The organism is Sphingobium sp. MI1205, from assembly GCF_001563285.1.
Taxonomy (GTDB): Bacteria; Pseudomonadota; Alphaproteobacteria; order Sphingomonadales; family Sphingomonadaceae; genus Sphingobium.
This window is the reverse complement of sequence record NZ_CP005188.1, coordinates 257558-270585: the sequence shown is the minus strand read 5'-3', so window position 1 is coordinate 270585 and position 13028 is coordinate 257558. Positions and strand designations below refer to the sequence as shown.

General features: G+C 64.3%; 12 protein-coding genes and 1 tRNA gene. 7 read left to right on the top strand and 6 right to left on the bottom strand.

Annotated elements, in window-relative coordinates:
• Positions 1 to 15 precede the first annotated feature (15 nt).
• The 5 genes from K663_RS01285 (at position 16) to K663_RS01265 (ending at position 4680) form a co-directional block, all read left to right on the top strand.
• A complete protein-coding gene (locus K663_RS01285) occupies positions 16 to 891 on the top strand; it encodes an LOG family protein (RefSeq protein ID WP_062113171.1) in 876 nt (291 codons plus the stop codon).
• Positions 892 to 958: 67 nt separating this feature from the next.
• On the top strand, positions 959 to 1630 hold the full coding sequence (locus tag K663_RS01280) for a pyrimidine 5'-nucleotidase (RefSeq protein WP_062113167.1): 672 nt from the start codon (positions 959 to 961) through the stop codon (positions 1628 to 1630).
• Positions 1627 to 2466 carry a 2,3,4,5-tetrahydropyridine-2,6-dicarboxylate N-succinyltransferase gene (gene dapD, locus K663_RS01275; RefSeq protein ID WP_062113164.1) on the top strand — a complete coding sequence of 280 codons (840 nt, stop codon included), beginning with the start codon at positions 1627 to 1629 and terminating at the stop codon, positions 2464 to 2466. Before K663_RS01280 ends, dapD begins: the two co-directional genes overlap by 4 nt.
• Positions 2467 to 2537: 71 nt before the next feature.
• Entirely contained in the window at positions 2538 to 4394 is a 1857-nt protein-coding gene (locus K663_RS01270) for an ABCB family ABC transporter ATP-binding protein/permease (protein WP_062113161.1), read from the top strand.
• Between the two features lie 10 nt (positions 4395 to 4404).
• Positions 4405 to 4680, top strand: coding sequence for a hypothetical protein (locus K663_RS01265; protein WP_063619021.1), 276 nt, complete (start codon positions 4405 to 4407; stop codon positions 4678 to 4680).
• A gap of 37 nt (positions 4681 to 4717) precedes the next feature.
• On the opposite strand, the gene K663_RS01260 is transcribed toward K663_RS01265, so the two are convergent.
• From K663_RS01260 to K663_RS01250, 3 genes are all read right to left on the bottom strand, one after another.
• Positions 4718 to 5203: a hypothetical protein gene (locus K663_RS01260; RefSeq protein ID WP_235589482.1), complete on the bottom strand. Its 486-nt coding sequence runs from the start codon at positions 5201 to 5203 to the stop codon at positions 4718 to 4720.
• An 89-nt stretch (positions 5204 to 5292) separates the two neighbouring features.
• The gene (locus K663_RS01255; RefSeq protein ID WP_062113156.1) at positions 5293 to 5691 is read right to left on the bottom strand and encodes an acyl-CoA thioesterase; all 399 of its coding nucleotides are present in this window, start codon (positions 5689 to 5691) and stop codon (positions 5293 to 5295) included.
• Positions 5691 to 7763, bottom strand: coding sequence for a S9 family peptidase (locus K663_RS01250; RefSeq protein ID WP_062113153.1), 2073 nt, complete (start codon positions 7761 to 7763; stop codon positions 5691 to 5693). The genes K663_RS01255 and K663_RS01250 overlap by 1 nt, the downstream gene beginning before the upstream one ends.
• 107 nt (positions 7764 to 7870) lie before the next feature.
• Between K663_RS01250 and K663_RS01245 the strand changes: the two genes are divergently transcribed.
• Positions 7871 to 9652, top strand: coding sequence for an aminopeptidase P family protein (locus K663_RS01245; RefSeq protein ID WP_062120135.1), 1782 nt, complete (start codon positions 7871 to 7873; stop codon positions 9650 to 9652).
• A 43-nt stretch (positions 9653 to 9695) separates the two neighbouring features.
• On the opposite strand, the gene K663_RS24555 is transcribed toward K663_RS01245, so the two are convergent.
• Complete coding sequence (locus tag K663_RS24555) at positions 9696 to 9845, bottom strand: hypothetical protein (protein ID WP_201026661.1); 150 nt, start codon at positions 9843 to 9845, stop codon at positions 9696 to 9698.
• Between the two features lie 112 nt (positions 9846 to 9957).
• On the opposite strand from K663_RS24555, the gene K663_RS01235 reads away from it, so the two are divergent.
• A tRNA-Thr gene (locus tag K663_RS01235) sits at positions 9958 to 10032 on the top strand.
• 46 nt (positions 10033 to 10078) lie between these two features.
• On the opposite strand, the gene K663_RS01230 is transcribed toward K663_RS01235, so the two are convergent.
• Together K663_RS01230 and K663_RS01225 are read right to left on the bottom strand one after the other, a co-directional pair.
• The gene (locus K663_RS01230; protein ID WP_235589481.1) at positions 10079 to 10789 is read right to left on the bottom strand and encodes a Crp/Fnr family transcriptional regulator; all 711 of its coding nucleotides are present in this window, start codon (positions 10787 to 10789) and stop codon (positions 10079 to 10081) included.
• Between the two features lie 132 nt (positions 10790 to 10921).
• Entirely contained in the window at positions 10922 to 12964 is a 2043-nt protein-coding gene (locus K663_RS01225) for a TonB-dependent receptor plug domain-containing protein (protein WP_062113148.1), read from the bottom strand.
• Between the last annotated feature and the right edge of the window lie 64 nt (positions 12965 to 13028).

Here is a 13028-nt window from a genome sequence, read left to right as displayed (position 1 = left end):
CCTAAGTTGGATGTAATGACAAGAAAAGAAATCGAAGAACGCAAATTCCGCCCGGCACGGCAGGAAGCCGACGACGCCCGCAGGGCGGTCGATACCCCGCAAACGAGCAGCACGGCTTACCGCCTCGCCTTTCAGGACACGGAGTTCCTGCTGCGCGAAGACCTGCGGCCAGTGCGCTTTCAGCTGGAATTGCTGAAACCGCAGCTGTTGATGGATGAGGCGGGGATCGAATCCACATTCGTCTTTTACGGATCGGCGCGCATTCCCGAACCGGAGCAGGCGCAGGCGCGGATCGATGCCGCGACCACGCCCGAGCAGCGGCGGATCGCCGAGAATCTGGCCAAGAAGGCGCGCTATTATGAAGAGGCCCGCAAGCTGGCCCGGATTTCGGCGCAATATCCGGTGACCGAGTCGGGATGCCGCCATTTCGTCGTCTGCTCCGGCGGTGGGCCGTCGATCATGGAGGCGGCCAATCGCGGCGCGGCGGATGTGGGCGCGCAGACCATCGGCATGAACATCGTGCTGCCGCATGAACAGGCGCCCAATCGCTTCGTGACGCCGGAATTGAGCTTCCAGTTCCACTATTTCGCGCTGCGCAAGATGCACTTTCTGTTGCGCGCGCGCGCCCTGGCGGTCTTTCCGGGCGGATTCGGCACGTTCGACGAGATGTTCGAGCTGCTGACGCTGATCCAGACGGGCAAGATGAAACCCATTCCAGTGCTGCTGTTCGGGCGGGAGTTCTGGAACCGGGTAGTTGATTTCGAGGCGCTTGCCGATGAAGGCGTGATTTCGCCTTCGGACCTGAACCTGCTGACCTGGGTGGAAACGGCGGAAGAAGCCTGGGCCGCGGTGCAGGCTTTTTATGAGGATAGCGACGCGCCGGGCTGTTGACCGTCAACGTCCCCGGTTGCGGCCCCTGGCTCTTGCCCTACCCGTCTTGCAGGACTAGGGCGCGGCCATGCGCGCTGAGCTTGCCCATGTCGATTGCTGGATCTTCGATCTGGACAATACGCTGTACCCGGCGAAGGCGGACCTGTTCGCACTGATCGACGTCAAGATGGGTGAGTTCGTCCAGGGGCTGCTGGGCTGCGATGCCGAGGTCGCGCGCGAGACGCAGAAGCGCTATTTTATGGAGCATGGCACGACGCTGTCGGGCCTTATGCGCCATCATGACATCGAACCGCGCGAATTTCTTGAATATGTCCATGACATCTCGATGGACCGGCTGGAGGTTGATGAGGCGCTCAATGCCCATATCGCCGCGCTGCCGGGGCGGCGGCTGATCTTCACCAATGGCGACGCGGATTATGCGCAGCGCGTGCTCGACAAGCTGGGCCTTGGCCGTGCGTTCGAGCTGATCCACGACATCCATGCCTGCCAATATGTGCCCAAGCCCGATCCGTCGGGCTATGCCGAACTGTGCCGCGTGCATGGCGTCGATCCCACGCGCGCCGCCTTTTTCGAGGATATGGCGCGCAACCTGAAGCCCGCCAAGGCGATCGGCATGGCCACCATCTGGGTGAACAACGGCTCCGAAGCGGGCAATCACGAGCATCATCCAGACTTTATCGATTTCGAAACCGACCATCTGACGCCATTCCTGGCCGACATCATTGGGGAAAAGCCATGAGCCAAGATCTGATCGCCACCATCGACGCCGCCTGGGAAGACCGGGCCAATGTGAGCGTGTCCACCCAAGGCGAAGTGCGCCAGGCCGTGGACAAGGCGCTGGCCATGCTGGACAAGGGCGAACTGCGCGTTGCGGAGCCGACCAGCGAGGGCTGGCAAGTCAATCAGTGGGCGAAGAAGGCGGTGCTGCTGTCCTTTCGCCTGAACGACAATGTCATGATCGACAATGGACCGGGCGCGGGCCATTGGTGGGACAAGGTGCCGAGCAAGTTCGCCGGGTGGGACGAAGCGGCTTTCCGCGCCGCAGGTTTCCGCGCCGTCCCCGGCAGCTTCGCGCGCGCCGGGTCGCATATCGCGAAGAACGTCATCCTGATGCCCAGCTTCGTCAACATAGGCGCTTTCGTCGATGAAGGCACGATGGTCGATACCTGGGTGACGGTGGGCAGCTGCGCGCAGATCGGCAAGAATGTCCACCTGTCGGGCGGCGTCGGCATTGGCGGCGTGCTGGAGCCGTTGCAGGCCGATCCGGTCATCATCGAGGATGACTGTTTCATCGGCGCGCGGTCCGAAGTCGTGGAGGGCGTGCGCATCGGCAAGGGATCAGTGCTGTCGATGGGCGTGTTCATCGGCCAGTCGACCAAGATCGTCGATCGCACCACGGGCGAGGTCTTCATGGGCGAAGTGCCGCCCTATTCGGTCGTCGTACCGGGCAACCTGCCCGGCAAGCCGCTGCCCGACGGCACGCCGGGGCCGAGTCTCTATTGCGCCGTCATCGTGAAGCGCGTGGACGCGCAGACGCGGTCCAAGACGGGGATCAATGATCTGCTGCGCGACTGAGTAAAAGACCTACCCCCTCCCTTGAAAGGGAGGGGCTTATAAGATCGGCGGCGTTCGCCTACATAGCGCGCATGCCGCCATCCACCCCCGACGACGCACCCCTTCCGCCTGTCTGGGCGACTTTAAGGCGGTTTCTTCCCTATCTCTGGCCTGCTGACGCCCCCGCGCTGCGGCGGCGCGTCGCGATTGCGATGCTGCTGGTGGTGATGGCCAAGGTCATCAGCCTGGCCATGCCATTCGCCTATAAGGGCGCGATCGATCGCATGGCGCCGGGGCTGGAGCCCGCCGCTGGCCTCGCCATCGCGCTGGTCGTCGCCTATGCGGGCGCACGCTTTGGCAGCGTGCTGTTCGACAATCTGCGCAACGCCGTGTTCGAGCGGGTCGGGCAGGAAGCCGGGCGGCGATTGTCGGACGATGTTTTTGTCCATCTGCATCGCCTGTCGCTGCGCTTCCATCTCGACCGGCGGACCGGGGCTGTCACCAAGATCGTCGAGCGCGGCACCAAGAGCATCGACACGATGCTGTATTTCCTGCTGTTCAACATCGCGCCAACGGTGCTGGAGCTGGCGGCGGTGTGCGTCATCTTCTTCGTGAAGTTCGGCGCGGGGCTGGTCGCGGCGACGCTGGCGATGGTGGGCCTCTATATCTGGTTCACGCGCACCATCACGGAATGGCGCAACCAGTTGCGGCGCGACATGGTGGACATGGACACCAATGCCGTCGCCCATGCGGTCGACAGCCTGCTGAATTTCGAGACGGTCAAATATTTCGGCGCGGAGGAGCGCGAGGCCGCGCGCTATGGCAATGCGATGCGCCGCTATGCCGAAGCGGCGGTCAAATCGGAAAACAGTCTCGCCTGGCTGAACGTCGGCCAGTCGTTGATCACCAACCTGATGATGGCGGGGGCCATGGGCTATACCGTGTGGGGATGGAGCCGGGGCAGCTTTACCACCGGCGACGTGGTGCTGGTGAATACACTGCTGGCCCAGCTGTTCCGGCCGCTCGACCTGCTGGGCATGGTCTATCGCACGATCCGGCAAGGCGTCATCGACATGGAGGCGATGTACAAGCTGATCGATACGCCAGCCGAGATCAGCGACGTCCCCGACGCGCCCCTGCTTCACGCGCATGGCGGCGAGGTGCGTTTCGAGCATGTGCGCTTTGGCTATGACCCCGACCGCGAGATTTTGCATGATGTGAGCTTCACCGTGCCCGCCGGCAAAACGTTGGCGATTGTGGGGCCGTCGGGCGCGGGCAAGTCCACCATCGCGCGGACGCTGTTCCGATTCTACGACATTCAGGCGGGGCGCATCCTGATCGACGGGCAGGATATTGCGCGCGTCACCCAGGCCTCGCTGCGCGCAGCGATCGGGATCGTGCCGCAGGACATGGTGCTGTTCAACGACACGGTCGGCTATAATATCGGCTATGGACGGGCGGACGCCACCCAGGCCGAGATCGAGCAGGCCGCGCGCGCCGCATCCATCCATGATTTCATCATGCGCCTGCCGCAGGGCTATGACACGCGCGTGGGCGAACGGGGGCTAAAGCTGTCGGGCGGCGAGAAGCAGCGCGTGGCGATCGCCCGGACATTGCTGAAAGACCCGCCGGTGCTGGTGCTGGACGAGGCAACCAGCGCGCTCGACAGCCGCACCGAGACGGAGATCCAGACCGTGCTGCGCGACATATCGCGCAAGCGGACGACGCTGGTCGTCGCGCACCGCCTGTCCACCGTGGTGGATGCCGACGAGATCATCGTGCTGGATCAGGGCAGGATCGTGGAGCGCGGACGCCATTCGGACCTTGTTCAGGCGGACGGGCTATATGCCGTCATGTGGACGCGTCAGGCGTCGGAGCGGACCGAGGGCGGCGCGGATCCTGACGCTCTGGACTATGATGGGGCTGAACCGGCGACGTCGGTGCATTGAGGGACAGGTGATGGACAGCATGGGCAGGCGAAGCTGGCGGATGGCGCCATGGGCGGTGATCGCGCTGATCCTGCTGGCTCCGCTCGTCGCGATGCAATTTACGGATGAGGTGCGCTGGACCGGATTCGACTTTGCGGTAGCGGGCGGGCTGCTGATCGGTGCGGTCGGCGGTTATCAACTGGCGGCGTGCTTCATTCAGGACCCGAGATGGCGCGTTCTGCTGGGCGGCGGCTTGCTGCTGTTCGTCATGATTGTCTGGGCGCAAGGCGCGGTCGGCATCTTCTGACCGGGCGGCTCCTGCCAGGGGAGCCGCCCGTTTCCTTTCAGCGGCTGGTGACGGTGGTGGTCGTCGTCTTTTCGACGACCGAGGCGCGGGCGGCGCGCGCATCGGCTGCGGCGGAAGCGGCGGCGCGGGCGGCGGCGTCAGCACGCAGGTTGGCGGCGGCGGCATCCTGCTGCGCGGCGGCGGCGGTCGATGCCTGCACCTGTGCGCCGGCCTGGACGCTCGCCTGGCTCTGGCCGATGGCGGTGTCGGCAAATCCCTGCGCTTCGACGGCGGCGGTGATGGCGTCCTGTTCCTTGCCGCTCTTTAGCTTTTCCTGCGCGAGGCGGAGCGAGGCCTGAGCCCGGGCGAGAACAGCCGGATCAACCTGTCCGGTCGTCAGCTTGGTGGCGGCGTCGATCTTGCCCTGCGCTTGTGCGATCGCCTTGAGCGCGCGTTCTTCGTCACCGGCGAACGCCGGACCGCTGGCGATGAACAGCGCGGAAGCAGCGGCGATGACGCTCATGGAAAAGCCAAATTTACGCATATGCTCTCCTGTCAATGTTGAGAGCCGGGTAACGTGCTGTTGAGGGCCAGGTTCCGGATGCGCGGTTTCAGGAGAGAGGCAAGTGTCTGTCAGTCGGCCAGAAATCGCGCGGCGACATCCGCCGGCACGCGCAGGATGCGGCCCGTTTCCTTGTCGATGATCGCCCAGGTGGATTTGGCCGCGACCTTCACCTTTCCATCGGGACCGGTGAATTCCATGTGGCGGTCGAAACGCGCGCCGCGCGGACCTTCGGGTATCCAGGTGCGCGCGGTGACGGTTTCGCCCTGCTTCACATTGCCGCGATAATCGATTTCATGCCGGGTCACGACCCACAGATAGGCGTCCAGATGGTCCGGCGCCGCGTCACGCGTCCAATGTTCGGTCGCGACCTGCTCCATCCACTGCACCCACACCGCGTTGTTCACATGGCCCAATATGTCGATATGCTCGGGGCCTGCGGTGATGTGGGTGGTGTAGGTTGAGGACATCAGTCCGCGACGCCCATCTGCCAGAGGATGAAGGCAAATTCCTCGGCGGTTTCGTGCAGGCTTTCAAAGCGCCCCGACTTGCCGCCATGGCCCGCGCCCATATTGGTCTTGAGCAGCAGGATGTTGTCGTCCGTCTTGGCCGAACGCAGCTTCGCCACCCATTTCGCCGGTTCCCAATAGGTGACGCGCGGATCATTCAACCCCGCCGTCACCAGCAGCGGCGGATAGGATTGCACCTTCACATTGCAGTAGGGGTCGTAGGAGAGGATCGTCTCGAACGCCGCCTTGTCCTCTATCGGGTTGCCCCATTCGGGCCATTCGCCCGGCGTCAGCGGCAGCGTTTCGTCCAGCATGGTGTTAAGCACGTCGACGAAGGGCACATGCGCCACCACCGCGCCCCACAGGTCGGGATCGCTGTTGATGACCGCGCCCATCAGCTCGCCGCCCGCCGATCCGCCGGAAATGCTGATCCGGCCTTTCGATGTATAGCCCCGCTCGATCAGGCCCTTCGCCACATCGACGAAATCGTTGAATGTGTTGGCCCGCTTGTCGAGCTTGCCATCGAGATACCATTGCTGGCCAAGGTCATCGCCGCCGCGAATATGGGCGAGGGCGAAGGCAAAGCCGCGATCCAGCAAGGACAGGCGGCCAGTCGAAAAGCCCGGCTCCATCGCAATGCCGTAAGCGCCATAGCCATAGAGGTGCAGCGGCGCGCTGCCGTCGCGGGGCAGGTCTTTTGGATAGACGATCGACACGGGGATTTGCGTGCCGTCGCGCGCGGGCACCATCAGCCGTTCGGTGGCGTAACGGGTCGCGTCATAGCCCGAGGGGATTTCCTGGACCTTGAGCACCTCCATCTCGCCGGTCGCCAGATGATAGTCGTAGATGGTGTCGGGCGTGACCATCGATTCATAGCCGATGCGCAGCTTCGTCACGTCATATTCGGGATTGTCGTCGAGCGACGCGGAATAGCTGGCCTCCGGGAAGGACAGGCGCTTCGCCGAATGGGTCGCATAATCGCGCAGTTCGATCTGGTCGAGGCCGTCCTGCCGCCCTTCGGTGACGTAGAAGCCCTTGAACAGGGTGAAATCGGTCAGGTAGAAATGCGCGTCCGCCGCAATCACTTCCTCCCATTGGGCGGGCGCGGCGAGCGACGCCTTCACCAGCCGGAAATTGGGATGGATGTCGTTGGTGCGGATGTAGAGCGTGCCTTCATGCTCATCGACATCATATTCGCGGCCGGGCTTGCGCGCGGAAATCAGCAATGGCTCAGCGAGCGGATTATCGGCGGGCAGCAGCCAGCTTTCGGTCGTCACATGATCGCCGGTCGCGATCACGATCCATTTTTCCGACGAGGTGAGGCCGACCGAGACGCGGAAGCCTTCATCATCTTCGTGGAACAGCTCGACGTCGCTTTCCACCGGCTGCCCCAGCCAGTGCAGCCGCGCATTGTCAGTGCGCCATTGGTCATTGGCGATGCCGTAGAGCAGCCCCTTGCTGTCGCTGGTCCAGACGAGCGATGACAGCGTGTCGGGGATCACCTCCGGCAGGATTTCGCCGGTGAACAGATCCTTGATCCGCGCTTCGAACCGTTCCGAGCCGTTGTTGTCGATGGCATAGGCCAGATAGCGGCCATCGGGGCTGACCGAAAGCGCGCCGAGCCGGAAATAGTCATGCCCTTCCGCCAGCGCGGGTTCATCGAGGATCAGTTGGTCCGCGCTGCCGTCCGTTGGAGCGGCGACCGGGCGGCGATACCATTTGCGGTATTGGGCGCCGGTTTCGAAGGCGCGCCAATAGACATAGTCGCCGTCTTTTTGCGGGACGGAGCTGTCATCTTCCTTGATGCGGCCCTTCATTTCCGCGAACAGGCCGTCGGTCAGCGCCTTGTGCGGCTGCATCGCGCTTTCGAAAAAGGCGTTTTCCGCCTCCAGATAGGCGAGGACATCCTTGTCCTTGACCTCAGGATAGCCCGGATCGCGCAGCCACGCCCATGGATCGTCCACCGTGATGCCGTGGCGGGTGAAGCTGTGCGGACGGCGGGCGGCGGAGGGAGGCGTGGTGTTGACTGTCATTCAGGGTCCAGATTCTCGATCAGGTGGCATGCTGGCATTAGCGTATATGCCTGCTTATGTTGGCGATGAAGCGCCTTGCGCAAGGGCTCTGGATCAAGGGAATTGCGATGTCCACCTATGAAGACCGTCTGAAGGCTCTGCGCGCCCAACTGGTGCGCGTGCAACTGGATGGGTTCGTCGTGCCGCTGACCGACGAGCATATGAGCGAATATGTCGGCGAATATGCCCAGCGCCTTGCCTGGCTGACGGGTTTTCAGGGGTCGGCGGGCAGCGCGGTGGTTCTGCCGGAAGAGGCCGCGATCTTTGTCGATGGACGCTACACCTTGCAGGTGCGCGAGCAGGTCGATGCCGCCCGGTGGCGTTATGAAAGCGTGCCGCAGACGTCGGTTGCGGCGTGGCTGGGAACCCATGCGCCGCAAGGTGGGCGGATCGGCTATGATCCCTGGCTGCATACCCGCGCATGGGTGAAGGCGGCTGGCGAAGCGCTGGCGGAACGCGGGGCGCATCTGGTGGCGGTGGACAGCAATCCCGTCGATGCGGTCTGGCCCGACCGGCCCGCGCCCAGCGACGCGCGGCTGGTGGTGCATGACGATCGCCATGCCGGGCAGAGCGCGGCGGAAAAGCGGCAGGCGATGGCCGATTGGCTGACGGCGCGGAAGGCCGATGCGGTGGTGCTGTCCGCGCTCGATTCCATCGCCTGGACCTTCAACATCCGGGGCAAGGATGTCGCGCGCACGCCGGTCGCGCTGGCCTATGCGATCGTTCATGCCGATGCGACCGCAGACCTGTATGTCGCACCGGAAAAGATCGACGAAACAGTAGTGCAGCATCTGGGTAATGCCGTCCGCGTGCATCCGCGGGCCGATTTCGCCGCCGCGTTGAAGGGCTTTGCGGGCAAGACGGTGGCGGCGGACCCGGATCGCGCCGTGGCGGCGATCTTCGAGGCGCTGGAGGCGGGCGGCGCGAAGGTGCTGCCGCTGCGCGATCCCGCCGTTCTGCCCAAGGCGATTAAAAACCCGGTCGAAATCGCCGGGCACAAGGCGGCGCAGGCGCGCGATGGGGCCGCCCTGTCCCGGTTCCTGCACTGGATCTCCGTCGAAGCGCCTGCTGGCGGCGTCGATGAATTGACCGCCGCCGCCCGGCTGGAGGCGTTCCGCAGGGATACCGGCCTGCTGGAGGATCTGTCATTCGACACGATCAGCGGCGCTGGCCCCAATGGCGCGGTGGTGCATTACCGGGTCGAGGAAAAGACCAACCGGCGGATCGAGCCGGGCTCCTTCTATCTGGTCGATTCGGGCGGCCAGTATCGCGACGGCACGACGGACGTTACCCGCACCATCGCCATCGGCGCGCCGACCGAGGAAATGAAGCGCCGCTTCACGCTGGTGCTCAAAGGGCATATCGCGCTGGCCCAAGCGCAATTTCCGGCGGGCACGCGGGGAAGCCAGCTTGATGTGCTGGCGCGCCAGTTCCTGTGGGCCGAGGGGCTGGATTATGCCCATGGGACCGGTCATGGCGTCGGCAGTTTCCTGTCCGTGCATGAAGGGCCGCAGCGCATCGCGACCTTTGGCGGCGGCGACGAACCGCTGCAACCCGGCATGATCCTGTCCAACGAGCCGGGCTATTATAAGACCGGCGCATATGGCATCCGCATCGAAAATCTGGTGCTGGTCGAGCCGCGCGAGATACCGGGGGCTGAGCGGGAGATGCTGGGTTTCGAAACGCTGACCTTTGCGCCGATCGACCGCAATGCGATTGCGGCAGAGCTGCTGACCGGCGAGGAACGGGCGTGGATCGACGCCTACCATGCGAAGGTGGTGGAGATCGTGGGACCGCAACTGGAGGGTGAGGTCCTGGCGTGGCTGAATAGGGCCTGCGCGCCGCTGTGAGGGGCATGGGCGGGTTCAGCAATACCCGCCGGGTTGCCGCGTTCTAGCTTTCTTCTTCCTCGCCTTTGGGCTTCGCGTTCGCAGGCATTGCTGTGTCGGCCACACCTTCGCGCGCTTGCGCCTTGCGGCGACGCAGATTGTCGCGCAGCGCCTGCGCCAACCGTGCCTTGCGATCGTCCTGCCCGCTTGTCATGCCCGCGCCATAGCCAAATTGCGCCGCCCGCCGCAACCCGCCTTGACAAGGCGGACGCGCGCGGCCATAGGCCCGGCTCCGCAAGCCGAAAGGCCCTGTGGATGGTGAAAGTGCTGCCGTAGCTCAGTGGTAGAGCGCATCCTTGGTAAGGCTGAGGTCGCGAGTTCAATCCTCGCCGGCAGCACCATTTCCCCTCCCCCTTCCCGATCAACAGATGAAGACGAAGGGCCGCTTCAGTCGAGCGGTTTGGGCAGCCAGCTGAGATCCTGCGCCAGCGTCCTTGCGGGTACGCCGCTGAGCTTGCGCAGGGCGGCCATGTCGAGCAGTTCGATGCCATGGCCTTCCCGCAGGATCAGCTTCCTGTCCTCCAGCGCGCGAAACACCCGGTTCACATGGACCGCCGTGAGGCCGATGATATCGCCAATCTGTTCCTGCGTCAGTGGGTGATCGAACCGCGCGCCGACGTCAGGCGTGATGAGTTTCAGCCGATCGTAGAGATGCACGAGAAAGGCGGCCAGGCGGCATTCCGCCGAAGTCCGGCCGATCGAGCAAAGCCGGTCCATCAGGATCACCCGTTCCTGCTGCGCACTGAGGAACAGCAACGCGGCCATATGCGGAGCGCGCGTAAACAGGCTGCCTAGTGCTGAAAGGCCGATTGTCCGCAGCCTTGTCGTGGTCAACGCGGTCAGCGTCTCCGCCGCGCGATCCAGCGCGATGCTGGGCGCGCCGAGCACATCGCCGGGCAGGTGGACCTTCAATATCTGGCGGCTGCCATCGGCGAGCGTGATGCTGCTCAGCACCCATCCTTCAACCAGCATGTAGACCGATTGGGGGCGGTCCCCTTCACGCCGGATCGTGCGATGGCGCGCCACCGATTGCACCGGCCCGGCCATGCTGGCGAAAATCTCCAGCTCCGCCGGGCTGGGCGAACGAAATTCGGTCAATCTTGCTCGCGGGAGAGCCTGCGAAAGGGGGTCGTCGGAAAATACGCGCACACAGCCTCAGGACGGATGGTCGCCGCCGCTGTAGCAAAGGGCGCATGCGCGCTCTTTAAAATGGAGCAAGAAGCGATTTTTTCAGTGCGCGAATGCCAACCCGACCCACAGGGTACGCGGCGTGCCGAGATCCATCGAGCCTCCCGCGTTGCGCGTCACCACTTCTTCATCGAAAAGATTTTCGCCGCGCGTGACAAAGGTCAGGCCGCGCGCGAGCGGAATGCGCGCCACCGCATCGACCGTCAACGCGCCCGGCAGAACATCGGTTTGCAGGTCATCTTCAAATTGCCGTGACACATAGCGCAGCGTCGTGGACAGCGTCGGCCCGTTGACAGGTTGCCAGGCCAGCGTGGCGCTGGCGGCATGTCGCGGACTTTGGGCAGGCGTGAGGCCGTCGAAATCCTCACCCGGCGCGCGGACGCTGCTGTGGCTGTAGGCGTAGGATGCGCTCAACTGGAAATCGCTGGCCCGGGCGGATGCGGTCAGTTCTATGCCCTTGGCGATGATCCGGTCGATATTCTGCCTTTCACGCACGATAATCCTGCGTCCGCCCACGACCGATGAACTGGTCGTCACGTTGCCGATCGCGCCGTCCAGGCGGTTGTAAAAGGCGGTCGCGGACAGCGTCATGCCGGGGGCGGGAGAAAGGTCGATTCCCGCCTCGACCCCTTGCAGCTTTTCATTGGTCAGCGCCGGATTTGCCTTCGTCGTCACCATTGAGGCGGGGGACGCAATCACGAAAGGCCGGTACAGTTCATTGAGCGTCGGCAGGCGGAAGCCGGTATAGGCCGCCCCACGCAGGGCAACGCGGTCGCCTATCCGATAGAGCGCCCCCGCCCGCCCGGAATATTCCCATCCGCTGCGGTCAGGGAAGCGATCGTCAGTGAGGACGGCGGCATTAGCGCGAAAAAAGCCGTCGCTGATCGACCAACGGTCGGCCCTTGCGCCCGCCGTCAGCACCAGTCGGCCAATTGTCCAGTCATCCTCGACGAAGAACCCGGTCGTCAGCTGCTTGCCCCCGGCATGGCGGCGCGCCGTAACGGGATTGCTGGGCATGGAGGCGTTATAGGCATCTTCAAACATGTCGCCGCTGGCAAACCGGCTGTCCGCGCCGATCCGCAGCACATGATCTTGACCCACCGGCGGGCGCAGTTCGATCTTGCCACCAAGGCCGGTCGATGGCGTGGCGCGCTGGTCGAGCGACTTGCGGGAAGGCGGGGTGGAGGAAATCACGATGTTGGTGAAGTTGCGCGCCTGCAGATAGGCAAGCGCATCCACCTGCCAGCGCCCGCGCGACACATAACGGATGCTGGCGTCCTGCCCTTCGCTCATGCTGTCGGCTCCGCGAAAACGCAGCGTGCGTTCGTCGCGGAACAGGGTGGCGCGGAACTGCAACTCCGCATCGGCGGATAGCGGCGCGACGGCGCGCAGATTGGCCGACCAGCCATCGTAAGCGGCGGGCACGGTGGCGGCGACGCGCTGATCGGCGGGCGTCGTGTGAAAGCCGTCGCCCCGGTCCCAGCGACCCGACAGCGAGACGTAACCGCTTCCAAGGTCGGGGGAGAAGCTGGCGGACAATTCGCTGGCGTCGCGGCTGCCGTACAGGGCGCTGGCGGAGACCAGCGGCAGTTGACCGCGCGTGGCGCTGGCCAGTTCGATGGTTCCGGCCACCGCGCCCGCGCCAAAGGCCCCTACCCCGCCGCCGCGCGTCACGCGGATGCCCGACAGGCGATCGGGCACCAGCGCACTGAACGGGATATAGCCAAAGAAGGGATCGGCCATCGGCACGCCGTCCAGCAGCACCAGCGTCCGGCTGGACGCGTTGCCGCCCAGCGCCCGCAGAGTTGCTCCCTGCGCAGAAGGATTGGCGGAACGGCTGTCCGACCGGCGGAACTGCTGAAAGCCCGCGACATCGCCAAGGATGTTTTCCAGTCGTCCCGACGCGCTGTTTACGATCCGCTCACGCTCGATCACCGCCGATCCATAGGCGGGCGTGCCGGGTGGCAGGGGCAAACCCGCGCCGGTGATGACAATGCGCGCCTCTGTCCTGTCATTCAGCGCAGGCTGGGCGGCTGCAAGCGAGGGCAGCAGGGCAGGAAATAATAGCGGCGCATATTTTTTCATGCGCCCCCGCTTAGTCGCCCCCTGTCATAGTGACAATGAGATGACCGGCCGTGGACGAACACCC